This window comes from Prochlorococcus sp. MIT 0916, assembly GCF_047305155.1.
Taxonomy (GTDB): domain Bacteria; phylum Cyanobacteriota; class Cyanobacteriia; order PCC-6307; family Cyanobiaceae; genus Prochlorococcus_B.
This window is the reverse complement of the sequence record NZ_CP138980.1, coordinates 629,523-651,888: the sequence shown is the minus strand read 5'-3', so window position 1 is coordinate 651,888 and position 22,366 is coordinate 629,523. Positions and strand designations below refer to the sequence as shown.

The following is a 22,366-nucleotide window of genomic DNA, read 5'->3' as shown; positions in this document are numbered from 1 at the left end:
GAAAAGCAAGAATGATGTAAAACTTTTGTCCGGAATGAGTAAATTAAATTAAACACATTTTTTTTCTGTGATAGAGCGGGCAAAAACTACAAAATTATCTGAAGCCTTAGGGCTTCCTAAAACATATGATCCAGTTGGTACTGAAAATCGCTGGCAGAAAGCTTGGGAAGAAAAAGGAGCTTTTAAACCTGATCCATCAGCCCCTGGAGACCCATTCTCCGTAGTTATTCCTCCTCCAAATGTCACAGGTAGTTTGCATATGGGGCATGCTTTTAATACTGCCTTAATAGATACAGTTGTCAGGTATAAGAGATTAAAAGGAAATAATGTTCTCTGCCTTCCAGGAACAGATCATGCTTCAATTGCGGTTCAAACTATTCTCGAGAGACAACTTAAGAAAGAAGGCAAAAATCGTCGTGATCTTGGTAGAGCTTCTTTTTTGGAAAAAGCTTGGGAGTGGAAAGAAAAAAGTGGTGGAAGAATTGTTGATCAATTAAAGCGTTTGGGATATTCCGTAGACTGGAGTAGAGAGAGATTTACATTGGATGAGGGGCTGAGTAAAGCTGTCTCTGAGGCATTTGTTCGTTTACATGAAAAGGGATTGATATATCGAGGAGAATATTTAGTGAATTGGTGTCCTGCCTCTGGTTCAGCCGTGAGTGATTTAGAAGTTGAAATGAAAGAAGTAGATGGACATCTATGGCATTTTCGATATCCCTTAGTCACATCATCTGTATCAAGTGAGAAACAAATTAGTTACTTAGAAGTAGCGACTACACGTCCTGAGACGATGCTTGGTGATGTCGCAGTTGCTGTGAACCCATCAGATGAAAGGTATAAAGATCTCATAGGGGAGAAACTTACTTTGCCTTTAGTTGGCAGAACCATTCCAATTATTGGAGACCCTCATGTAGATAAAGATTTTGGAACTGGATGTGTCAAAGTCACTCCAGCTCATGATCCTAATGATTTTGAGATAGGTCAGAGACATGACTTACCTCAAATAACAGTCATGACTAAAAAAGGAACAATGAATCACAATGCAGGTCAATTTGAAGGCTTGGATCGTTTTGAAGCTCGTGAAGCTGTTATTGATTCTTTAAAGGAGATTGGTCTTTTAACCAAAATAGAAGCTTATAAACATAGTGTGCCTTTCTCTGACCGAGGAAAAGTACCAGTAGAACCACTGCTGTCAACTCAGTGGTTTGTGAAAATGGATCCTCTCTCTAGTAGTTGCTCTGAATTTTTTGAGAAAGGACAACCGAAATTTATTCCTAATAGATGGTCTAAAGTTTATCGTGATTGGTTAACTGATATAAGAGATTGGTGTATTAGTAGACAACTTTGGTGGGGACATCGCATTCCGGCTTGGTTTGTAATTAGTCAAACAGATAATAAAGTTGTTAATGAAACGCCGTACATTGTTGCTCGAACAGAAGATGAAGCGAAGAAATTGGCACGAGAAAAATATGGAGATTCAGTTAAAATTGAGCAAGATGAAGATGTGCTAGATACATGGTTTTCCAGCGGATTATGGCCTTTCTCTACATTAGGTTGGCCTGATGAAACCCATCCTGATTTTCAACGTTGGTATCCTACGAACACTTTGGTTACTGGCTTTGACATTATTTTCTTTTGGGTGGCAAGGATGACAATGATGGCAGGTGTCTTTACAGAGCGGATGCCATTTGCTGACGTCTATATTCACGGACTTGTTAGAGATGAACAAAACAGAAAGATGAGTAAAAGTGCTGGAAATGGCATTGATCCTTTATTACTAATAGAAAGATATGGAACAGATGCTTTGAGATTTACTCTTGTTCGTGAAGTTGCAGGTGCGGGCCAAGATATACGTCTTGACTTTGATCGTAAAAATCAAACATCAGCAACGGTTGAGGCCTCTAGAAATTTTGCTAATAAGCTCTGGAATGCAACTAGGTTTGCTCTTATTAATCTTGAAGATCAAGATTATGAAAACTTGGAGAAATACGATTCTTCTAAGTTGCAATTATCAGATAGGTGGATTTTATCAAGACTTGCACGAGTCAATCATGAGACTGCAAATCGATATGAAAATTATGCTCTTGGAGAGGCAGCTAAGGGATTATATGAATTTGCTTGGAATGATTTTTGTGATTGGTATTTAGAATTAATTAAACGACGATTGAATAATTCAGAAAATCTTTCTTCCGATGAATTATTAGATCGAAAAATAGCGAAAAGTGTTTTATACAAAGTTCTAAGTGATCTTTTAATTATGCTTCATCCTCTAATGCCTCATTTGACTGAGGAGCTTTGGCATGGATTAACAGGTTTAGATGAGGATCAATTTTTAGCTTTGCAGCCTTGGCCTAAATCAAATGAACAAGACTTGAATCTAGATTTAGAAAGTTCTTTCTCTGATTTATTTGCATCTATCAGATTGATTCGCAATCTAAGAGCAGTTGCTGGGTTGAAACCCTCTCAAAAAGTTCCTGTCATGTTAGTTTCTGGTAAGGAGGTCTTACAAAAAACACTAACAACAGCAATCAATGATATTGCTGTTTTGACAAAGGCTAAGGAAGTACAGATATTATCTCCAGAGCAAGCAAAGTCATTGCCTTCAATGAAAGCTCTAGCCGGAGTAAGTGGAGAGCTTGAGGTGGTTTTGCCTATTGAAGGATTGATAGATATAGCTTCATTACGATCCAGGCTAGAAAAAGATTTAAATAAAGCACAAAAAGAAATTGAAAGTCTTTCTGGTCGTTTAGCGAATAAGAATTTTGTTGATAAAGCTCCCAAAGAGGTTGTTGAAGAATGCAGAGCAAACTTAACGGATTCAGAAGCTCAAGTACGTCTAGTTAAAGAACGTCTAATGGGATTGGATTGATCTCTCTAAACTATGTCTAACAACTTAGAAACTCTGGTTAATAATTTCATTCCTTTTTTAAGTAGCCCTTTTGGAATTTTGGTTTTTGCTTTGGTGTATGTTTTTTGGGTGACTTGTTTGTTACCAGGCTCCTGGCTTTCCATGTTGTCTGGCTTTATTTATGGCACCTGGCTTGGAAGTTCGGTGGTTTTTGTGGGAGCTTTTATTGGAGCTCATCTAACTTTTTATTTAGGGAGAACTTTTTTAAAAGAATGGGCTCGAAAGAAGGTCTCCAATTTTCCAAAAGTTCAAATAATGGAGAAAGCTGTTAAACGTGAGGGTCTCAAAGTCATTCTTCTCACACGATTTTCTCCTCTTTTTCCATTTGGCTTACTTAATTTTACATTTGGCTTGAGTGAGGTAAAAGTTCGTGATTTTACTCTTGGAATGATTGGTATATTACCTGGCACAATTTTATATTGCAGCCTAGGTTCCTTAGCACTTAAAGTTTCAAATTTTGGTGAAGTACTCTCAGGAAGATCTGATGCTAGTTCATTTATTTCGAGCTTAATTAGTATTTTATCGACTATTTTAGTTGTTATTTTAGTTTTACGTTCAACAAGAAAACTCAATCAGGATTCTCAATCACTAGATTAATCATCAGCTTTTAAATTCGAATCTTCAATCGCTGCAAATACGATAAACCAATAAAGTCTTATACGATTAAAGATACCTTTTTTAGAAGCAAGCATTTCATATTTTGCGCGTCCACATTCTGTTTTGATTAAAGAAAATATTGTATTCTTATCCATTTTTAAATTTTAATCATTTTTACAATAATAGCTTAAATTCAGTTTCGTTAATTATTTTTACTCCAAGCTCTTTTGCTTTTTTTAATTTGCTCCCAGCTTTTTCTCCTGATAATAAAAAATCAGTTTTTTTACTAATTGAAGAGCTGACTTTTCCTCCAGCACTTTCTATCAATGCTTTTGCTTCATCTCTTGTAAGTGAATCTAAAGTTCCTGTTAAGACAAAAACTTTGTCATGAAAATTATTGGATTGGTTTGAATTGTAGTTTGACTCTAAATTCTCTTTTAGAGAAAATCCGATTGCTTTTAATTCTTTAATTAAGTTTTGATTATTAGAATCATCAAACCACTTAATTATTGCATCTTTCATCTCATTTCCGAATCCATAAATATTAGATATATTTTCAGGTGCCTCCTTAGCAATAGTATTGAGTTCCTCGATACTATGAAAGTTTTTTGAAAGAGATTTAGCATTCGCTTCTCCTATGTGAGGTATCCCTAAACCGTAGAGCTGTTTGTGCCAATCTTTGTTTTTAGATTCGTTAATTTCTATTAATAAATTCTTTGCAGATTTTTCACCAAATCTTTCAAGTTTTAAAAGGGAATCAATTTCAAGTTTGTATAAATCTGCGATTGAATGCACATATCCTTCATTGACTAATTGATTAATAATCTTTTCACCTAATCCTTCGATTTTCATTGATCCTTTACTGACCCAATGACGCAAAAGACCTTTTAATTTTGCTGGGCATCTAGAATTAACACATTTGGTTATTGCTTCGTTCTCTTCTTGAATTAACTTGGAATCACATGCTGGACAGTTTTGAGGAAATTTTACTAATTTTCCATCCACTGCTCTAAATTCTTTTATAACTCTAATAACTTCAGGAATAATTTCTCCAGCTTTTCGCACAATTATGGTGTCATCATAATGAAGATCTAAAGATGCAATTCTGTTTGCATTATGAAGAGTTGCACGATTAACAGATGTTCCTGCAAGTTCAATAGATTCAAACTCTGCTACTGGTGTAACAGCACCAGAGCGACCTACTTGGAAAATTAATTTTTTTAACTTAGTCGCTTTTTCTTCTGCTGGATATTTAACAGCGATGGCCCATCTTGGAGCTTTATGAGTAGATCCTAGGATGTTTTGTATATCAAATTTATCTATTTTTACTACTATTCCATCTGTGGCATAAGCTAAAGAATCTTTTTCGATTTCCCAATACTTGTAAAAGGTATTTGCTTCATTTAAGTTTTTTTTTGTTTCATAAGTAGTATTAATTTTAAAACCAATACTTTTTAAAAACTCAAGTGATTCAGATTGAGAATTTGGTTTTTTCAAATTGCTATCATTTGGCTCCCAATTTTCTGGTAAATAAATACTATATGCGAAGAAGTCAAGTTTTCTAGATGCAACTATTTTTGGATCTAATTGTCTTAATGTTCCTGCACAAGAGTTTCTAGGATTTGCGAAGAGTGGTTGATCAGTATTTTTTCTCTCAATATTGAGTTTATCAAATATATTATTGGGCATGAAAGCTTCGCCTCTAATTTCAATCCAAGAGGGTGGATTTTTTAGTAATAAGCTTAATGGAATTGTAGAAATTGTTCTGATATTAGTAGTAATATCTTCTCCAGTTTTTCCATCTCCACGTGTTGCGGCTCTAGTTAAAATTCCATTTTCATATCTTAGTGAAATAGCATTGCCATCAATTTTTAATTCACAAATAAGTTCTGGGTTATCATCTTCCTTGAAATTTTTATTTTCTGAACTTATTAATTTTCTTATCCTTGAGTGCCAAGCTTTTAATTCATTTACATTAAAAGCATTATCTAGGCTTAAAAGAGGAATATTATGATCAACATTTTTGAAACCTGTGGAAGGGATACCTCCTAATCTTTGGGAAGGGCTATCATCAGTAATTAAAGATGGGTGGATATTTTCAATTTCAATTAACTCTCTATATAGTTGATCATAAACAGCATCGACCATCTCGGGCGCGTCTAATACATAATAAGAGTAATTTGCTTTATTTAGTAAAGCTCTAAGCTCTTTTGCACGTTCATAATGTTGATTCAAGTTTGAATTCACTTCTCACATTTCGCTTCATTATGTATTGGCTTTCGCAATACGATCTATTTGCCAATTTTCATTTATTTTAATAAAAGTGAAGTCCAGGGGCATTTCATTTTTCTTATCTTCTGATTTCAAGCTTAATGTGAGCATTATTTGATTGTCTTCTATTCTTGGTCGCCCTGACTTCAAGTTTCTATATCGATTTAATTGCAAGCTACCCAAAAATTTTATGAAGTCTTGTCTATTGACATGTGATTTATAAGCTTTTGTTGTAAGTCTATAAGCCCCATCTATTCGGCCAGCTGCAATCTGATCAAAAAACTTTTTAACAAGAGGATTAATGCCTCTAGCACTTATTACGAGTTTGATTGCGTTAAAAGTCCAAAAAAGGAGAAGTGCGCCAACTCCAACCAAGAGAGCTTTTAATCCAATTGCTTTGATAAGAGCACTATCCATTTTTTTAATTCCGTTTAGTTAAAGATTCTGACTTATTAGCCATGAGATTAGCTTGTTTGTTATTGATAGTTAGACAGAATGTTATCGGAATAATAATGCTAACGAGTTCTCGGCATCAATGTCTTTAATACCTGTTTTACCATTATTTCTTGAATTAAACAGACAATATTTTCAGAACTCTTTGCTCGAGAATGGATTTCCCCGAGTCTCTCTTCGTTGGAGTGATGGCCGCATGTGCACTACGGCTGGGATCTATAGAAGTAAAACGAATTTCTTCGGAGTTAAAGCTAGTGAAATAATTTTGTCTAGACCAGTATTGGAATATCTTCCCCACAAAGCATTGATGAGCACCTTGTGCCACGAAATGATTCATGCCTGGATTGATCTCGTTCTGAAAGTTGAGGAAGCACATGGGCCTAATTTTCATCAACGTATGGCAGAAATCAATTCCGCTCAAACGGATTTTCAAGTAACAGTTCGTCATTCGTTTCCCTTAACAAAAAAAACCCCAAAATGGGTGGCAACTTGCCCTTCATGTGAGAGAACTTTTAGCTATAGGCGTATTGTTAGAGGTGCTGCCTGTAGAAGTTGTTGTAACAATTTTTTTGGAGGACGATGGGATCAAAAATGTGTACTTGAATTTCAACCTTTTTCTAGAAGTAATAAATAATTTCATCTTTACGGTGATTCACTTGTTGGTTTGAAAGCGTTAAATTTAAAAGATGAGCCCATATAACAATCGGAATCAAAATCGTCAGCGATCTCGAGAGCCCCTTGATCGTAGAATGGATAAATGGATACAAACTGGCAAACAAGTTGTAGATGGTGTTGCAGGTAATCGCCCTGGTCAAAGAAGGGGAGGGTGGCAAGACAAAGAGACTTCAGCAAATTTCGAAAAAGTTGGTCGTTGGGTGGAAGAAAAAATTGATTGGTTTTTTGAGGATGATGACGATTGGTTGGATAATGAAGATTTAGATGATGAACCTCTTCAAGAAAGCATAAACAATAGAAAAAGACCCTTAAGTGCTATTTCCTTAAGAGCTCCTAAAGCTTTACCACCTCAGATTGAACGAAGGAGTAATAATTCAGATGCACTTGATGAATGGCCAGATGATCAATCTTTTAAATTAAATAAGTGGGAAAGACAAGATAATTTAATTAAGAAAAATGCACCCGATTTAAACGATTCTTTTCTAGATGAACGAACTACTCAAAGAAGAAAAAACATACCAAGATCTAGTAGAAGAAAATACTAGTTTTTTTAAAAAGCCTTTCTTGGTATTGGGCCTAACCATTTTTCTAGTTTGGGGCTGAAAACTTCTCTAATTACAGTTAATTCTTTTTGTTGACGAAAAAATCGATAATGCCTACTCCAAAAAGGACCATCTTCATTAAATTCTGATTTCAGCCAATTAGCATTAACTAATCCCAATCCGTCAACTTCTCTAAAAAGCTCTGAGCGTCCTTGGGTCAAGCTTTTCCAGATTGGTTGGTCTTTATTTTGCAGATGTTTTTCTGCTTCTTGATAATTCCACCAGCTTTCAGCCCATGCCAGGGTTAAGTTTCCGCATGTCAGCCAAACTTGTCTTCTTATCAAAGGTGGCTCTAGTTCATTGACTTCTTCTGGTACACCAGTTTCATTATTATTTTCTGTTTCCATTGAAATAACCTTTATGGCAACTTCATGACCTGTTAATAGTTTTAGATGTCTTGTTGGGCTGCCGTCACCCAAGAGCATTAACTGCCAAGCTCCAGAGAGCTTATGATTCCCCTTTCCTGAAAGAACACTTTCTTTCGATGCTTTCCAAATCACTTCAGGAGAACGTAATTGAGATTGACGTGAATTCACTGTTATCAACTTTTGATTTGAAGTGAATCTTTTCTTTCAGCTTTTTTCATTTGCTCTATCTTTAACCATACCAGAAGTGCCGTGAGATCAGCTTTGCTTACTCCTGGAATTTGAGCAGCATGACCAAGGCTTTTGGGCTGAGAAATTGTTAATTTTTCCCTGGCTTCTTTAGATAGTGTTTCTATGTCATTGTAATTTAAATTTTTTGGCAATAACTTTTTACTTTGCTGTTTTAATTGATTTATTTGAGATTTTTGTCTTTCTAAGTAACCAGTATACTTAATATCTATCTCAACTCCTTCTTCAACATCTAAAGGAATAATCTTAGTTGCTAAATTATAATTAATTAGGTCTTTATAGTGAATATTTGTTCTTCTCAGGAAATTTGCTAGTGTTATTGAACCTTTAATAGCTGTTCCAGTTGAGGAATATATTTCTTTTGCACATTTATCACTTTCTTTAATGCGCTCTTTTTCTAATCTTTTTTTCTCTTGATCGATCAAATTTTGTTTAGTATTAAAAATTTTCCACCTTCTTTCATCAATCAACCCTAATTTGTAACCTAGCGGAGTTAATCGCCTGTCTGCATTATCACCTCTTAAAATTAATCTATATTCACTTCTACTAGTTAATACTCTATATGGCTCTTTTAAATCTTTTGTAACTAAATCATCAATCATAGTTCCTATATAACTACTCTCTCTTTCAAAAATAAATCCTTCTTTATTGTTTACTAATCTTGCAGCATTTAAACCTGCTACTAAACCTTGTGCAGCTGCTTCTTCGTATCCTGTTGTTCCATTTAATTGCCCTGCGCTAAATAAACCACTTATTCTTTTTGTCTCTAGTGTTGCTTCTAATTGTGTGGCTGGAATATAATCATATTCAACTGCATAAGCAGGTCGAAGCATTACGCAATTTTGCAAGCCTGGTAGAGTCCTTAAAAGTTCTAATTGTAAGTTTTCGGGCAGTCCAGTTGAAAAACCTTGTACATACATTTCCGGAGTATCTCTACCTTCGGGCTCTAAGAAAATTTGGTGTGAATCTTTGTCAGCAAAACGTACAATTTTATCTTCAATTGATGGGCAATATCTTGGACCTTTACTATCAATAAAACCTCCATAAATAGGAGTTAAATGAAGATTATTTTTAATAAGTTGGTGAGTTTTTTTTGTTGTTCTCGTGATATGACAACTCATTTGCTCTCCACTTTTCCAAGAAAGAGGATCAAACGAAAAGAATTTATCTGAAGCATCACTCAATTGCTCATCTAGGGAGTCAAGATCAATAGTTCTTCTATCGACGCGAGCAGGGGTTCCTGTTTTCAAACGATCAGTAGTAAAGCCTAACTTTTGCAATTCTTCAGTTAACCCTTCAGAGGCCTGCTCTCCTGCTCGACCTGCGCTCATTGATTGATTGCCAATCCAAATTCTGCCTCCTAAAAAGGTTCCTGTTGTAAGTACAACTGCTTTTGCATGAAAAACGCTTCCAAAATAGGTTTTAATTCCCTTTATAAATCCAATTCTTTCTTGAATTTCTGATGTGTGTTTTTCAATCTGATTGGGATAATGTTCAATTTCTAGCCCAGTAACCATTGCCTCTCTAATCTTTAAATTGGGAGTGTTTTGAAGGATTTTTAGCATTTCATGCGCATATAACCGCTTATCTGTTTGTGCTCTCAATGCTCGAACTGCAGGCCCTCTGCTTGCATTAAGGATCCTTTTTTGAAGAGCTGTTAAATCGGCTAATTTTCCGATGATCCCTCCTAGCGCGTCAACCTCATGAACTAATTGACTTTTAGCTGGTCCGCCTACTGCGGGATTACATGGTTGCCATGCAATGCGATCTAAATTGAGTGTAAATAAAGCTGTATTCAATCCTAATCTTGCTGAAGTTAGTGCAGCCTCGCAGCCTGCATGACCGCCCCCTACAACAATTACGTCAAAACTTTCATTTGAAGATTGTTTGGTAATCATCAATTAAGCATTTAGGAATTTAATTTTCGAATAATTAAGCAGCAAGATTTCTAAATCTAGTGAATTGGGGTTCAAAAAGTAATTTAACTGTTCCAACAGGTCCATTTCGGTGTTTTGTCACGATAACTTCTGTAATTCCTCTATCAGTTGTTTCTGGATTGTAATACTCATCCCTATAAATCATTAGAACCAAGTCCGCATCCTGTTCTATTGAGCCAGATTCACGAAGATCGCTGAGCATTGGTCTTTTATTGGTTCTTGATTCAACTCCTCTACTTAATTGAGATAACGCGATAACAGGGACTTTAAGTTCTCTTGCCATACCCTTAAGACCTCTGGTAATCCTTGAGATTTCTTGAACTCGATTATCGGGCGAAGTACCCTCCATTAGTTGTAGATAATCAATTACGATTAGCCCCAGCTCTTTACCTTGTTCAGCAATTAGGCGACGACATAAGGACCTCATTTCGAGAACACTTGAATTTGGTTTGTCGTCAATGAAGATTGGTAATTGACCAAGTGTATTAATACCTTGACCAAGTAATGGCCATTCATCTTGTTGCAAACGACCAGTTCTTAATCGACTGCTCTCAATACCTACCTCGCTTGATAGCAGTCTGTAAGTTAGTTGCTCTTTACTCATCTCAAGACTGAATACACAAACAGGCAGGTCATGCAGTTGCGCTACGTTTTTAGCCAAATTAAGAACAATTGAAGTTTTTCCCATTGCTGGTCTGCCTGCAACAATTATTAGATCGCTCCTTTGAAGTCCTTGTGTCATTGCATCCAGATCGTAAAAATTAACTGGTATGCCTGCAACTGATGTACCTAGTGATCTACTTTCTATTTCATTGAAAGTACTTGTCAGGATTTCTGCAGTAGGTGTTAAACCTTTGGATGGTTGCTCTTGGCTAATAGCAAAGATTTTTTGTTCAGCTTGATCAATGGCTTCTTCCATTGGAAGGCTTTGATCAAAGCCTAATTTGATCACATCATTTCCAGATTTAATTAGTTGTCTGCGAAGAAATTTATCGCTGATTAATTTAGCAACTTGTTCAATTGAGGCTGTAGATGTAACCCTCTCAACCAGTTCAACTAATCGGTTGTTGCCTCCGACTTTTTCTAAAGAATTTGTATCAGCAAGCCAAGCGCTCATTGCTGTTAAATCCGTAGGCTTGCCTTGGCTATGTAGCATTAATGCTGTTCTATATATTTCTCGATGAGCAGATATATAAAAAGCTTCAATTTGTAGCAAATCAGCTATTCGTCCTATCGCATCAGGATCCAATAAAATTCCGCCAAGAACAGATTCCTCTGCTTCCAAATTTTGTGGTGGTATTTGGTCAGGTTGAGCTTCAAAACGAGGCTTCTCAATCTTGGAATTATTAAAAGCTCCAAAATCTCTATCCTGTTTTGAAAAATCCCCGTTATTTGAAGAGGGGGTACTTATCATTTACTGCTTGTTGGACAAGGACACCTACTTTGGCTTGTTCAGGCAAAGATGCAACTATTAGTAACTTGTAACTTCAAGGTTGATCTCAGCATTTACTTCGTTATGAAGTTTGATTTGCACTTTATATTTCCCAATACCATGTATCTCAGGGACAGATATGTCTCTACGATCTATATCTTTTTTGGTGGCTTCTTTTATAACTTCTGCTACATCTCCATTTGTCACTGTTCCGAATAAGACTCCATCTTCTCCTACTTGTTTTTTGACAGTAAATCTTCCAATTGTTGTCAGAGCTGTTTGGAAATCAAGAGCTTCTTGTTTTTTAGCAGCCTCTTTTTCTGCTTGTTTTGCTCTTCTGTGCTCAACTTGTTTTAAAACAGTTGGAGTAACTGGTAATGCTTTTTTGTTGGGCAATAAAAAGTTTCTTGCAAAACCGGGAGCAACCTCAACAAGGTCACCATCATTGCCAAGACTTTTTATGTCTTCATTAAGAACAACTTGAACTCTCTTAGCCATGGATCGAAAATTAATTAATGCTATTTAATTGTTGTTAGTAATATTACGACGCGACAGGGAGTCTAATTTTTTTGGCTAAGCCAATTGCTTTCAAAAAACGTATGTGTTGCCAAGTTAGATCTATTTGATTTCGTTGAAGGCCATGCTTCGCTGAATTAGGAAAAGCATGATGATTATTGTGCCACCCTTCTCCAAATGTAAGCGCTGCAACCCATTTATTATTTTTGGAATTATCCCCACTCTCATATGCAATAGAACCCCAACAATGAGTTGCTGAATTAACTAGCCAAGTTATGTGATACACAAAAACTAGTCTTAGAGGAATTCCCCATAGAACCATTGCCCATCCTCCAACGCCTGCTGATTGGCCAATTAGATAGAGCGTTGCGCCTAAAGGTATTTGCAAAAGTAAGAAATTTTTATTTAAGAAGCGATAGTAAGGATCTTTTATTAAATCTCCAGACAGTCTTGGTACGGCTTTCATGGCAGGGACATCTTCAAACATCCATCCCATGTGACTCCACCAAAATCCTTTGTTACTGTCATGATGATCCGCTTCAGTATCGGAAAAAGTATGATGATGTCTATGAAGACCAACCCAATCAATTGGTCCATGCTGGCAACTTAATGCTCCACAAGTTGCAAAAAATCGTTCAAGCCATTTTGGAACTTGAAACGAACGATGTGAAAGAAGGCGATGATATCCTGTAGTTACTCCTAAGCAAGCAGTTAACCAATATAAGAAAATAAATCCAGAAAATGCTAACCAGCTCCAAAATTGAGCTTGTAAGGTAAATATTGTCAAAACATGTATTGTCAACATGAATATTACTGTTCCCCATCTTTTTCTTGCTCTTTGGTTATGAATCCGTCTTGGTACACGCCCTTGGAGCTTCTTCGATGCAGCCATCGCTTTATCGGCAGCAACTGGTTTTTTTAATGGAGCCGAAGCCTCGATTAAACTTGAAACCATTAGTGATCCGTCTACTTGGTGTATATAATATACGATAAGGATCCTAATCAGGTCTATCTGTCAATCTTGAATGTGATTTGTGACCTCTAGTTTTCGGGACCAATTGACTGCAGGTAGAAGGGCGATGGCTCATCTAGTTCATGTATGGCATGAGCGTAATGGTTGGTCTCATAAAGTTCTTCCTGCATTGGCTGAATGCTTGGATCTAGGGAGAGTTCATAGTTCTCAAATTTCAAATCTACGAAATGGAAAACTTGTCTCTCCAAGCCCCGAAGTATTTTTTGCTTTGGGTAAGGTCAATCAAGCTCTTTCACGTGGGTTGGAAAATATAGAAAGTCAAATATTGAGCGTTCATCCTGAGTTGCATAGATCGCTTCAAGAATCAGCTATCGCTGTCGAAGGTAATGACAATAATCCTCTTTCTGCAGGTGACTTTTTTGAGATTTTTGTTGGTTTAGCATCTCTACCTTCCTCCTTTGATTGGTTTATTGAGGAAGCTGAGGCCTCTGTGCTAAGCGCTGCTTTGGCTGACTATTTATGTAAAGGAAGATCGTGGAGAATGTGTAGAGAACAAGTTATGTCAGCATATCCAGTAAGTAAAAAGCAACGAAGAGATAGATTTGAAGCGGTTATGGCAGGTTTAAAAGATTACACAGCAGAAGAACTTGATGGTGAATTGTTAGACTTACATGCAACTAATAAATTGTTAAATACAAATAATTTGCAGGGTGCAGATGACTTTTTGGAGAATCTTCGCCAAAGAGGATTATTACTTCAAGATCAAGAAAAATTAGAAATCATTTTTTCAGATTAATATTGTAAAATTTTAATATGTTTAATTAAAAACCATATGCTAGACAAATCTGTTCAAAATTTTATTAATAATATAGAAAAAAAATTATATTTATCAATTCAAGAAAAGACTGATAGTATAATATTTAAATTAGAAAAAGTATTAAAGGCTTTTTCTGACTCTCATCTAAATGTGCAACATTTTGCATCGTTAACTGGCTATGGACACGGAGATTTAGGCAGAGATATAATTGATAAAATTTTTGCAGATGTTTTAGAAGCTGAAAAAGCGGCAGTGAGGCTTCAATTTGTTAGCGGTACTCATGCCATTACATCAGCTTTGTTTGGTGTCTTAAGACCAGGAGATTATTTGTTATCTGTCACTGGAAGGCCCTACGAATCACTTGAAGAAGTCATTGGTTTAAGGGGTAATGGTCAAGGATCCTTAATTGAGTTTGGTATTAACTATGAAGAGATATCTTTAAACAATGAAGGAAATATAGATTTTGTAGCGTTAGAAAAAGCTTTACATATTCCTAGGAAACTAATTTTTATACAACGTAGTTGTGGTTATACATGGCGTCCATCTTTGAGTATTGATGTTATTAAAGAGATTTGTTTTTTATGCCATAAGATTCAACCTAATAGTATTTGTTTTGTTGATAATTGCTATGGAGAATTTGTCGAAACTAAAGAACCAACCTCTGTAGGGGCAGATTTGATTGCAGGTTCTTTAATAAAAAATTTAGGGGGAACTATCGTCCCTACTGGTGGATATATTGCGGGAAAAGTTGATTTAGTGGATAAGGCATGTTGCCGCTTGACAGCTCCAGGCATTGGATCTGATGGGGGTATTTCTTTTGACCTAAATAGAACTATTTTACAAGGACTTTTTCTTGCGCCTCAAATGGTTGCAGAGGCCCTAATTGGTGCAGAGATTATTTCCGCTACATTTAACGAATTGGGCTTCCAAGTTTTGCCAACCCCTGGTTCTATACGAACTGATTTGATCCAAGTAATAAGAATAGGTGATCCAGAAATTTTACAAATTATTTGTAGATCTTTTCAGGAAAAATCACCAGTTGGATCTTTTCTGGATCCAATACCTGCTCCAATGCCAGGTTATGAAAATAACTTAGTCATGGCTGGAGGAACTTTCGTAGATGGGAGTACGAGTGAATTTTCAGCTGATGCTCCAATGAAACCTCCATTTGATCTATTTATTCAAGGAGGATCCCATCGCTCTCATGTCAAAATTGCTTTAATTCATGCATTATCCAATTTATTTAAGGCAGGATTGATCAAAATGCCCCAGAATGATTAAGCCTTTTTCGTTTTGACGCAATGGCTTTTTCCTTCCCAGATCATTTTCGTTTTGCTGACAGTCATGAATATGCTTTTGCTGATGATGCATTAGTTCGGATTGGCATTAGTGAATTTGCGGTTGATCAGTTGGGAGACATCGTTTTTGTTGATCTACCAGATGAAGGGACGGCAATAGTTAAAGGAGAAAGCTTTGGCTCAGTGGAATCAGTAAAGGCTGTAGAAGATATGTATGCACCAGTTAGTGGAGAAATTGTTCATAGAAACAATTCTGTTTTGTCAAGCCCAGAGGAACTTCAGAATGATCCTCATGGTGAAGGTTGGTTATTAATCATTCGTCCTGAGAACCCTGGTCAATTAAAAGAGCTTATGGATTCTGAAACTTATTCAAAGAAACTTTCTGCATAAAATTGTACTTAATAATTTTTTCTTACAACAAATCAGGAAATTTTTCTCTACAGTGGCCTTCCCTCCAATAACTTAACTTGCTTGTGCTTGAGAACAAGCTCATGTCAAAAGCAGAATTAAAGGATTTCACTTTTAAGTCTCGCCATTTAGGTCCAACCAATGAAGACGAAGCTTTTATGCTTCAACATCTTGGTTATGCAAATTCAGAAGATTTCATATCTTCTGTAATTCCCAATGAAATATTTGATTTAGAAAACAATGGTGTTTCTATCGCATGTGGGTGTGATCAGAATGAAGCGTTAAAAGAAATCAAAATAATTTCAAACAAAAATGTTGAAAATCGTTCTCTGATTGGGCTTGGTTATCATTCGACTGTTATACCTCCAGTTGTACAAAGAAATGTTCTAGAAAATCCCAATTGGTACACAGCTTATACACCTTATCAAGCAGAAATATCGCAAGGTAGATTAGAAGCCTTATTTAATTTTCAGACTTTAATAAGTGAATTAACAGGTTTGCCCATATCAAATGCATCTTTACTTGATGAAGCAACTGCGGCAGCTGAGGCAATAAGTTTGAGTTGGGCTGTTAGAAAAAATGCAAATGCTAATAAATTTTTAGTAGATCAAGAAATTTTCCCTCAAACATTTGATGTATTAAAAACTCGATGTGAACCGCTAGGAATTGTACTTGAGATCTTTGATAATAAGAATTTTGAAATTGATAATAATGTCTTCGGGATACTTATTCAGTTACCTGGGAAAAATGGTCGTATTTGGGACCCAACCTCGATAATTAATCAGGGACACAAATTTGATGCAATTGTAACCATTGCAATCGATCCCTTGGCTCAAGTTTTGATTAAACCTATGGGAGAATTTGGTGCAGATATTGTTGTTGGAAGTGCGCAAAGGTTTGGAGTACCTATAGCTTGTGGCGGACCACATGCAGCTTTTTTTGCAACTAAAGAAATATATAAAAGACAAATACCAGGAAGGATAGTCGGCCAATCAGTTGATGTCGAAGGCAATCAAGCTTTGCGGCTTGCCCTTCAAACAAGAGAGCAACATATTCGAAGAGATAAAGCAACAAGTAATATTTGTACTGCTCAAGTTTTATTAGCTGTTCTTTCCTCTTTTTATGCAGTACATCACGGTCCAAATGGTCTTAAACAAATAGCAAAAAAGATCGTTAAATATAGATTATGCTTTGAATCTATTTTAAGCAATCTTGACTATCCTTTAGAAAGATATTCCAGGTTTGACAGTATTGATATCTATTGCTCAGAAGCATCAAAAGTTATTCAATTCGCCTCTGAAGAAGGATACAACCTGAGAGTGCTTCCAATTGGATCAAATATTCAGATGGCTAAGGGTTTTGGTGTGACTTTTGATGAATTAACTTGTGATAAAGAAATTTATAAATTATATCAAATACTGGCAAAAGTGAAAGGAAAAAATGTTATTGATCTTTCGAAATTGATGAATGAAAATGAACCACTAATAGATATCCCACTTCGAGAAAAACCTTGGCTTGAACAATCGGTATTTAATCAATATCAAAGTGAGACTGATTTAATGAGATACATACATTCTCTAGTTTCGAAAGATTTTTCTTTGGTTCAAGGAATGATTCCTCTTGGTAGTTGCACAATGAAATTAAATGCAGCTGCGGAACTTTTACCTATTGAATGGAGCGAGTTTTCTTCTATTCATCCTTTCGCTCCTCATGCTCAATTAGCTGGATTCCAGGAAATAATTAATGATCTTGAAAGTTGGCTGTCTGTTTTAACTGGCTTTCAGGGAGTGTCTCTTCAGCCAAATGCAGGCTCTCAAGGAGAATTTGCTGGATTACTTGTAATACGTTCATGGCATCAATCTCTTGGAGAGGGGCATAGAAACATATGCTTGATCCCAGCCAGTGCTCACGGTACCAATCCAGCTAGTGCTGTCATGTCTGGATTTAAAGTTGTTTCTGTTAAATGTGATGAATACGGTAATGTTGATTTAGCAGACTTAAGAAATAAATCAAAGAATCATTCAAAGAATTTGGCTGCATTGATGGTTACCTATCCTTCAACTCATGGAGTATTTGAGCCTAATATTCGTGAAATATGCCAAGTTATTCATGATGAGGGAGGTCAGGTTTATTTGGATGGTGCAAATCTGAATGCTCAAGTAGGTATTTGCAGACCAGGATCTTATGGCATAGATGTGTGCCATTTAAATCTTCATAAAACTTTTGCCATTCCACACGGAGGAGGAGGACCAGGAGTCGGACCCATAGCTGTTGCAGCTCATTTGGTTCCTTATCTTCCTGGACATTCAATTGTGAAGTGTGGAGGTGAACAGGCTATTTCAGCAGTCTCTGCTGCTCCATTTGGTAGCGCTGGAATATTGCCCATTAGTTGGATGTATATTCGAATGATGGGTAGCGATGGTTTGCGCAGAGCAAGTTCAATCGCAATTCTTTCTGCTAATTATCTAGCAAAACGACTTGATCCTTATTATCCAGTTTTATTTAAAGATCCTAATGGCTTGGTAGCTCATGAATGCATCTTAGATTTACGACCTTTAAAGAGTCAGTTAGGTATAGAAGTTGAGGATGTTGCTAAGAGATTGATGGATTATGGATTTCATGCTCCAACAATCAGTTGGCCTGTTGCTGGAACTTTGATGGTTGAACCTACAGAGAGTGAAAGTTTGTCTGAATTAGATCGTTTTTGTGATGCGATGATTGGAATACGAGAAGAAATTGAACAAATAAAATTAGGCAATATTGATCCTATTAATAATCCTTTAAAACGATCTCCACATACTTTAAAAACAGTGACATCTGATGATTGGGATAGACCTTATTCCCGTAAAGAAGCCGCTTATCCATTGCCTGAGCAAGAAAAATATAAATTTTGGCCATCAGTTTCACGTATTAATAACGCTTATGGGGACAGAAATTTGATATGTAGTTGTCCTTCAGTTCAAGAGTTAGAAGATACTAATTCTTTTTAAAGACTGGTTAAAACATGTTTTATTAGTTAAATTTCAAGCGAAAACCAAATCATTGGTTATTTTTGGCTGTTTTGCAATTTTTTCTATTAATTTTGCCGCAGCTTTAAATTATATGGGGACCAAATGACCAAAAAGACATCTTTTGATTTTCCAGATCAAATGAATAAAAAGGAAGAGTTATCCTTGCCTTCTTTTGCTAATTGTTTTGAATCTGTTTTAAATAAAGGAGAACTTTTACAAGTTTCTGGAACTAATGTAGTTAGAGTCCCATTTGGGGTTCGACAGCCTAAGAAACAAAGACCAGCAAAAATTTCTACATGGGCAACATTGGTATTACCTTTGCAATCGTTTGATTCACCTACTCCACCTCCTCACGCTGCGTAAAAATTAAGCAGCTACATTTGATTGGTTTTTGTCTAGTACCTCTTCGTAATAACTTCTCAATTGTTTTGTAGCTCCTGGCCATCCCCATCTCTCAGCTTCTGAACGAGCTGATTTTCTCATTGCCGTGCGTTCTACTTCGTTGCCCAATAATTTTTGTGTGGCTTCAATTAAACTTAAGGCCCCGTCATTTTCTCCATCAGGGTTATATAAACATCCATTTTCTCCATCTGAAATGATATCTGGTATTCCACCTTTATTTGCCCCTACAACTGGGCATCCAGCAGCCATTGCTTCTAAAAGCACTAACCCAAGAGTTTCTGTACTTGAGGGAAATAAGAAAGCATCACCAGATGCATAAGCACTTGCTAATTCATTCCCACTTAAATATCCCACAAAGGTAGTAGAGGTTCCCTGGAAAATTTTTTCTAGTTGTTGTCTATATGGACCGTCACCAACAAGAGCTAGTCGAGTGCTTGGTAATGCTTCAAGGACAGGTTTAATTCTTTCAATTTGTTTTTCTGCTGAGAGTCTACCGACGTATATCAATAGAGAGCCTTCATCGCTAAAGTTTCCTAAAAGACGCTTTCTCATTTCCTTGTCTCTTAGCTCTGGTTTGAAAATGTCCGTATCAACTCCTCTTTGCCATAGAGCTGTATTTTGAATTCCTTTGTCTGAAAGCTCTTGCACCATTGCAGTAGAAGTACACAGATTTAAAGTTGCTTGATTATGAGCAGCTTTTAATAACTCCCATAAAAGCGGTTCTAACATCCCCATTCCATAATGTTCTAAATATTTAGGTAAATGTGTGTGGTAACTGGCTACAAGTGGAATATTGTTTGTTTTAGCTAGCCATATACCACCCAATCCAAGTACTGCAGGGTTAACGACATGTATCAGGTCAGGTTTAAAGTTTTCTAATTCATCTGAAACACCTGGCCCAGGAAGACCTAATTTGAGTTCTGGATATAAAGGTAATGGCATCGCGGGGACACCAATAACTTTTGCACCCATATAGCTTGATGGACAGCCTTCAGGACAGAAAACGGTAACCTCATCACCTGATTGAACTAAATTTTGAATTGTTTTAGTTAGTCGCGTGACTATTCCATCAACTTTGGGTAGGAAAGTTTCTGTAAAGAAAGCTATTTTCACTGAGCGAGTCTTTTCAAGATTGTGTACTAGTTAGGTTTAGGATTTATTGATTGCTTTTGCTTGGGTTGATGTCCATGCAGATACACAAGGTATTCGTTTTAAATCACACCGATTGGAGAATTTTTTAGCTACATCTACAACTTCTGCTAGAAGACCATTATCGAGAGTTGTGGGGTCTAATCCAAGCTCAATAAAACACCGATTATCAACTATCAAATCATTTTCGACGGCTTCGTTTCTTGGATTTGGAAGATAATTAATCTTTGCCCCTGTGAGAGAAGCTACTTTTTTAGCTAATTCACCAACTTGGTGACTTTCTGTCATTTGGTTGAAAATTTTAACCCTTTCTCCTTTTTCAGGAGGGTTCTCCAGTGCAAGCTGAACACATTTTACTGAATCTTGAATGTGAATAAAAGCTCTTGTTTGTCCACCAGTCCCATGGACTGTTAATGGATATCCAATAGCAGCCTGCATTAAAAATCTATTTAATACTGTTCCATAATCACCGTCATAGTCAAATCGATTAGTTAGTCTTGGGTCACGGCTTGTGACATCAGTATTTGTTCCCCATACAATTCCTTGATGAAGATCAGTGATTCTGATCAGGTCATTTTTGTTGTAGTAAAGAAAGAGTAATTGATCAAGCGTTTTTGTCATGTGATAAACGCTTCCAGGGCTAGCTGGATGAAGGATTTCTTCTTCAAAACGACTGCCATCTGGTTGTGGTACTTCAACCTTTAAGTAACCTTCAGGAATCGTCGCGCCTCTATGTGACCCATAACCATACACTCCCATTGTTCCAAGATGAACAATGTGAATATCTAATTGAGATTCAACAATAGCTGCAAGGAGATTGTGAGTACCATTGACATTGTTATCAACTGTATATCTTTTGGTTGCGCTACTTTTCATCGAATATGGAGCAGCACGCTGTTCAGCAAAATGAATAATTGAATCAGGCTTTTCTTCGATCAATAGATCTAAAAGCTTTTGGTATTCTGACGCAAGGTCCAAATGAATAAATTTAATAGGTCTTCCACCTATCTCAGACCAGGCTTTAATCCTTTCACCAATACTTGTAATTGGAGTTAAGGATTCAACTTCAAGGTCTATATCGATTTTTCGACGACTGAGATTATCGACGATGAATACGTCATGACCCTTGTCAGCAAGATTTACTGCACAAGGCCATCCGCAGAAGCCGTCACCACCAAGAACGAAAACTTTCACTCTAAACTCCAAAAGAAAGAGCAAATGCTCATATTATTCAAGCTACTACAAGGGTTTCACTTGATTGTTAAAGAATATGCGATAAGCCCAATTACAAGGATAACTCCAGCAAGGGTAAAAAGCCAAGAACCTTTGTTGCCACTGCTTTCTTTTGTTAGTATTTCAATGCGTGGTTCATCTGCAAAAACATTAAGCCTGCCTTGACTTTCTCTAGTTACTGCCATGGTTTTTTGTTTACTAGAGTATTACGTTACTAATTTTTAACGAATTACTCTAATTATTTGAAATAACTCCATCCACTGGAGAGCTGGGATTGGCCATTATGTTCTCTTGGAGCCTTCCAGATAGATAAGCTTCTCTGCCAGCTTCAGTTGCCTTAGAAAAGGCTTGAGCCATTAAAACTGGGTTTGCAGCTAAAGCAATAGCACTATTTATAAGAACCCCATCAGCGCCCATTTCCAACGCTTGAGCTGCTTCACTTGGAACTCCAATACCTGCATCAATAATGATAGGGATTCGAGATTCTTCGATAATCATGGCAATATTTGCCGCATTTCTTATGCCTTGAGCAGATCCAATGGGTGAACCTAGAGGCATAACAGTTGCACATCCAATTTCTTCCAGTTGTTTTGCAATTAATGGATCAGAATTTATGTAGGGAAGAACAGTAAATCCTTCTTTGACTAATTGTTCTGCTGCTTTTAAAGTTCCAATTGGGTCGGGTAATAAATATTTCTTGTCAGGAATAACTTCTAATTTGACAAAATTATTATTATCTTGACCTGCTAACTTTGCTAGTTCTCTTCCCAGTCTTGCTACTCGAATAGCTTCTTCCGCATTCGAGCAACCTGCTGTATTTGGTAGCATCCATATACTTTTCCAGTCTATGGATTCCATTAATCCTTTATGTCCATTCTTTAATCCTTGAATTCTTCTAACTGCGACTGTAACTATTTCACATTTTGTATTTACCAGACTTTTTTGCATGATCTCTAAGGATGAGTATTTACCAGTTCCAACAAGAAGCCTACTTTTGAATTCTTTATTTCCTATTTTCAGAAATTGATTTGTTTTTTGCATGGATAATAATATGATGAATTAAGAGTTAT

The 22,366-nt window shown here is 36.5% G+C and carries 21 protein-coding genes; 9 read left to right on the top strand and 12 right to left on the bottom strand.

Translation table 11 applies throughout. The features are described 5' to 3' along the window. Positions 1-67 precede the first annotated feature (67 nt). Together SIB53_RS03385 and SIB53_RS03380 are read left to right on the top strand one after the other, a co-directional pair. Positions 68-2,869: a valine--tRNA ligase gene (locus SIB53_RS03385; protein WP_413678792.1), complete on the top strand. Its 2,802-nt coding sequence runs from the start codon at positions 68-70 to the stop codon at positions 2,867-2,869. 12 nt (positions 2,870-2,881) lie between these two features. After that, positions 2,882-3,505 (top strand): TVP38/TMEM64 family protein, encoded by a 624-nt coding sequence (locus SIB53_RS03380; RefSeq protein ID WP_413678791.1) that lies wholly within the window; start codon positions 2,882-2,884, stop codon positions 3,503-3,505. Here the strand turns inward: SIB53_RS03380 and SIB53_RS03375 are convergent. From SIB53_RS03375 to SIB53_RS03365, 3 genes are read right to left on the bottom strand one after another with little or no spacing between them, the layout of a single operon-like run. Next, positions 3,502-3,660 carry a hypothetical protein gene (locus tag SIB53_RS03375; protein WP_413678790.1) on the bottom strand — a complete coding sequence of 53 codons (159 nt, stop codon included), beginning with the start codon at positions 3,658-3,660 and terminating at the stop codon, positions 3,502-3,504. The genes SIB53_RS03380 and SIB53_RS03375 overlap by 4 nt on opposite strands. Before the next feature lie 19 nt (positions 3,661-3,679). After that, the gene (gene ligA / locus SIB53_RS03370) at positions 3,680-5,752 is read right to left on the bottom strand and encodes an NAD-dependent DNA ligase LigA (protein WP_413678789.1); all 2,073 of its coding nucleotides are present in this window, start codon (positions 5,750-5,752) and stop codon (positions 3,680-3,682) included. Between the two features lie 18 nt (positions 5,753-5,770). Continuing rightward, a complete protein-coding gene (locus SIB53_RS03365) occupies positions 5,771-6,193 on the bottom strand; it encodes a hypothetical protein (protein ID WP_269609126.1) in 423 nt (140 codons plus the stop codon). Positions 6,194-6,311: 118 nt separating this feature from the next. Between SIB53_RS03365 and SIB53_RS03360 the strand changes: the two genes are divergently transcribed. Both SIB53_RS03360 and SIB53_RS03355 read left to right on the top strand, forming a co-directional pair. Continuing rightward, positions 6,312-6,863 carry a SprT family zinc-dependent metalloprotease gene (locus SIB53_RS03360; protein WP_413678788.1) on the top strand — a complete coding sequence of 184 codons (552 nt, stop codon included), beginning with the start codon at positions 6,312-6,314 and terminating at the stop codon, positions 6,861-6,863. Between the two features lie 52 nt (positions 6,864-6,915). Further along, on the top strand, positions 6,916-7,449 hold the full coding sequence (locus SIB53_RS03355) for an RNA helicase (protein WP_413678787.1): 534 nt from the start codon (positions 6,916-6,918) through the stop codon (positions 7,447-7,449). Between the two features lie 5 nt (positions 7,450-7,454). On the opposite strand, the gene SIB53_RS03350 is transcribed toward SIB53_RS03355, so the two are convergent. The 5 genes from SIB53_RS03350 to SIB53_RS03330 are packed head-to-tail and all read right to left on the bottom strand — an operon-like array spanning position 7,455 to position 12,960. After that, entirely contained in the window at positions 7,455-8,042 is a 588-nt protein-coding gene (locus SIB53_RS03350; RefSeq protein WP_413678786.1) for a chorismate lyase, read from the bottom strand. A gap of 5 nt (positions 8,043-8,047) precedes the next feature. Next, a complete protein-coding gene (mnmG, locus tag SIB53_RS03345) occupies positions 8,048-10,018 on the bottom strand; it encodes a tRNA uridine-5-carboxymethylaminomethyl(34) synthesis enzyme MnmG (protein ID WP_413678785.1) in 1,971 nt (656 codons plus the stop codon). Positions 10,019-10,052: 34 nt separating this feature from the next. Beyond that, on the bottom strand, positions 10,053-11,471 hold the full coding sequence (dnaB, locus tag SIB53_RS03340) for a replicative DNA helicase (RefSeq protein ID WP_413678784.1): 1,419 nt from the start codon (positions 11,469-11,471) through the stop codon (positions 10,053-10,055). Between the two features lie 57 nt (positions 11,472-11,528). Beyond that, positions 11,529-11,987, bottom strand: a complete 459-nt coding sequence (gene rplI / locus SIB53_RS03335) for a 50S ribosomal protein L9 (protein ID WP_413678783.1) — start codon at positions 11,985-11,987, stop codon at positions 11,529-11,531. A gap of 43 nt (positions 11,988-12,030) precedes the next feature. Continuing rightward, positions 12,031-12,960, bottom strand: a complete 930-nt coding sequence (locus SIB53_RS03330; protein WP_413678782.1) for an acyl-CoA desaturase — start codon at positions 12,958-12,960, stop codon at positions 12,031-12,033. Between the two features lie 79 nt (positions 12,961-13,039). On the opposite strand from SIB53_RS03330, the gene SIB53_RS03325 reads away from it, so the two are divergent. The 5 genes from SIB53_RS03325 to SIB53_RS03305 all read left to right on the top strand — a co-directional run bounded on the left by SIB53_RS03325 (position 13,040) and on the right by SIB53_RS03305 (position 18,875). Then, positions 13,040-13,774, top strand: coding sequence for a hypothetical protein (locus SIB53_RS03325; RefSeq protein WP_413678781.1), 735 nt, complete (start codon positions 13,040-13,042; stop codon positions 13,772-13,774). A 36-nt stretch (positions 13,775-13,810) separates the two neighbouring features. Beyond that, positions 13,811-15,076 (top strand): aminotransferase class I/II-fold pyridoxal phosphate-dependent enzyme, encoded by a 1,266-nt coding sequence (locus SIB53_RS03320; protein WP_413678780.1) that lies wholly within the window; start codon positions 13,811-13,813, stop codon positions 15,074-15,076. Positions 15,077-15,096: 20 nt separating this feature from the next. Next, the gene (gene gcvH, locus SIB53_RS03315) at positions 15,097-15,483 is read left to right on the top strand and encodes a glycine cleavage system protein GcvH (RefSeq protein WP_413678779.1); all 387 of its coding nucleotides are present in this window, start codon (positions 15,097-15,099) and stop codon (positions 15,481-15,483) included. 101 nt (positions 15,484-15,584) lie between these two features. After that, positions 15,585-18,491, top strand: coding sequence for an aminomethyl-transferring glycine dehydrogenase (gene gcvP / locus SIB53_RS03310; RefSeq protein ID WP_413678778.1), 2,907 nt, complete (start codon positions 15,585-15,587; stop codon positions 18,489-18,491). Positions 18,492-18,614: 123 nt separating this feature from the next. Beyond that, positions 18,615-18,875 (top strand): hypothetical protein, encoded by a 261-nt coding sequence (locus SIB53_RS03305; RefSeq protein ID WP_413678777.1) that lies wholly within the window; start codon positions 18,615-18,617, stop codon positions 18,873-18,875. Positions 18,876-18,878: 3 nt separating this feature from the next. Here the strand turns inward: SIB53_RS03305 and SIB53_RS03300 are convergent, their stop codons facing one another. Genes SIB53_RS03300 through SIB53_RS03285 form a run of 4 tightly spaced genes read right to left on the bottom strand, consistent with a single transcriptional unit; the run spans position 18,879 to position 22,337 of the window. Next, a complete protein-coding gene (locus SIB53_RS03300) occupies positions 18,879-20,027 on the bottom strand; it encodes a glycosyltransferase family 4 protein (protein ID WP_413678776.1) in 1,149 nt (382 codons plus the stop codon). A 36-nt stretch (positions 20,028-20,063) separates the two neighbouring features. Further along, entirely contained in the window at positions 20,064-21,257 is a 1,194-nt protein-coding gene (locus SIB53_RS03295; protein ID WP_413678775.1) for an NAD-dependent epimerase/dehydratase family protein, read from the bottom strand. 56 nt (positions 21,258-21,313) lie between these two features. Then, positions 21,314-21,481 carry a high light inducible protein gene (locus tag SIB53_RS03290; protein WP_413678774.1) on the bottom strand — a complete coding sequence of 56 codons (168 nt, stop codon included), beginning with the start codon at positions 21,479-21,481 and terminating at the stop codon, positions 21,314-21,316. 49 nt (positions 21,482-21,530) lie between these two features. Next, on the bottom strand, positions 21,531-22,337 hold the full coding sequence (locus SIB53_RS03285) for a thiazole synthase (protein ID WP_413678773.1): 807 nt from the start codon (positions 22,335-22,337) through the stop codon (positions 21,531-21,533). Positions 22,338-22,366: the final 29 nt, after the last annotated feature.

What these genes read in the sequence shown, in the direction of transcription:
- SIB53_RS03365 (WP_269609126.1), bottom strand. Translation starts at nt 6,193, where the DNA reads ATGGATAGTGCTCTTATCAAAGCAATTGGATTAAAAGCTCTCTTGGTT.
- SIB53_RS03285 (WP_413678773.1), bottom strand. Translation starts at nt 22,337, where the DNA reads ATGCAAAAAACAAATCAATTTCTGAAAATAGGAAATAAAGAATTCAAA.
- SIB53_RS03355 (WP_413678787.1), top strand. Translation starts at nt 6,916, where the DNA reads ATGAGCCCATATAACAATCGGAATCAAAATCGTCAGCGATCTCGAGAG.
- SIB53_RS03360 (WP_413678788.1), top strand. Translation starts at nt 6,312, where the DNA reads ATGTCTTTAATACCTGTTTTACCATTATTTCTTGAATTAAACAGACAA.
- gcvH (WP_413678779.1), top strand. Translation starts at nt 15,097, where the DNA reads ATGGCTTTTTCCTTCCCAGATCATTTTCGTTTTGCTGACAGTCATGAA.
- dnaB (WP_413678784.1), bottom strand. Translation starts at nt 11,471, where the DNA reads ATGATAAGTACCCCCTCTTCAAATAACGGGGATTTTTCAAAACAGGAT.
- SIB53_RS03330 (WP_413678782.1), bottom strand. Translation starts at nt 12,960, where the DNA reads ATGGTTTCAAGTTTAATCGAGGCTTCGGCTCCATTAAAAAAACCAGTT.
- SIB53_RS03305 (WP_413678777.1), top strand. Translation starts at nt 18,615, where the DNA reads ATGACCAAAAAGACATCTTTTGATTTTCCAGATCAAATGAATAAAAAG.
- rplI (WP_413678783.1), bottom strand. Translation starts at nt 11,987, where the DNA reads ATGGCTAAGAGAGTTCAAGTTGTTCTTAATGAAGACATAAAAAGTCTT.
- SIB53_RS03290 (WP_413678774.1), bottom strand. Translation starts at nt 21,481, where the DNA reads ATGGCAGTAACTAGAGAAAGTCAAGGCAGGCTTAATGTTTTTGCAGAT.
- SIB53_RS03320 (WP_413678780.1), top strand. Translation starts at nt 13,811, where the DNA reads ATGCTAGACAAATCTGTTCAAAATTTTATTAATAATATAGAAAAAAAA.
- SIB53_RS03375 (WP_413678790.1), bottom strand. Translation starts at nt 3,660, where the DNA reads ATGGATAAGAATACAATATTTTCTTTAATCAAAACAGAATGTGGACGC.
- SIB53_RS03380 (WP_413678791.1), top strand. Translation starts at nt 2,882, where the DNA reads ATGTCTAACAACTTAGAAACTCTGGTTAATAATTTCATTCCTTTTTTA.
- gcvP (WP_413678778.1), top strand. Translation starts at nt 15,585, where the DNA reads ATGTCAAAAGCAGAATTAAAGGATTTCACTTTTAAGTCTCGCCATTTA.
- mnmG (WP_413678785.1), bottom strand. Translation starts at nt 10,018, where the DNA reads ATGATTACCAAACAATCTTCAAATGAAAGTTTTGACGTAATTGTTGTA.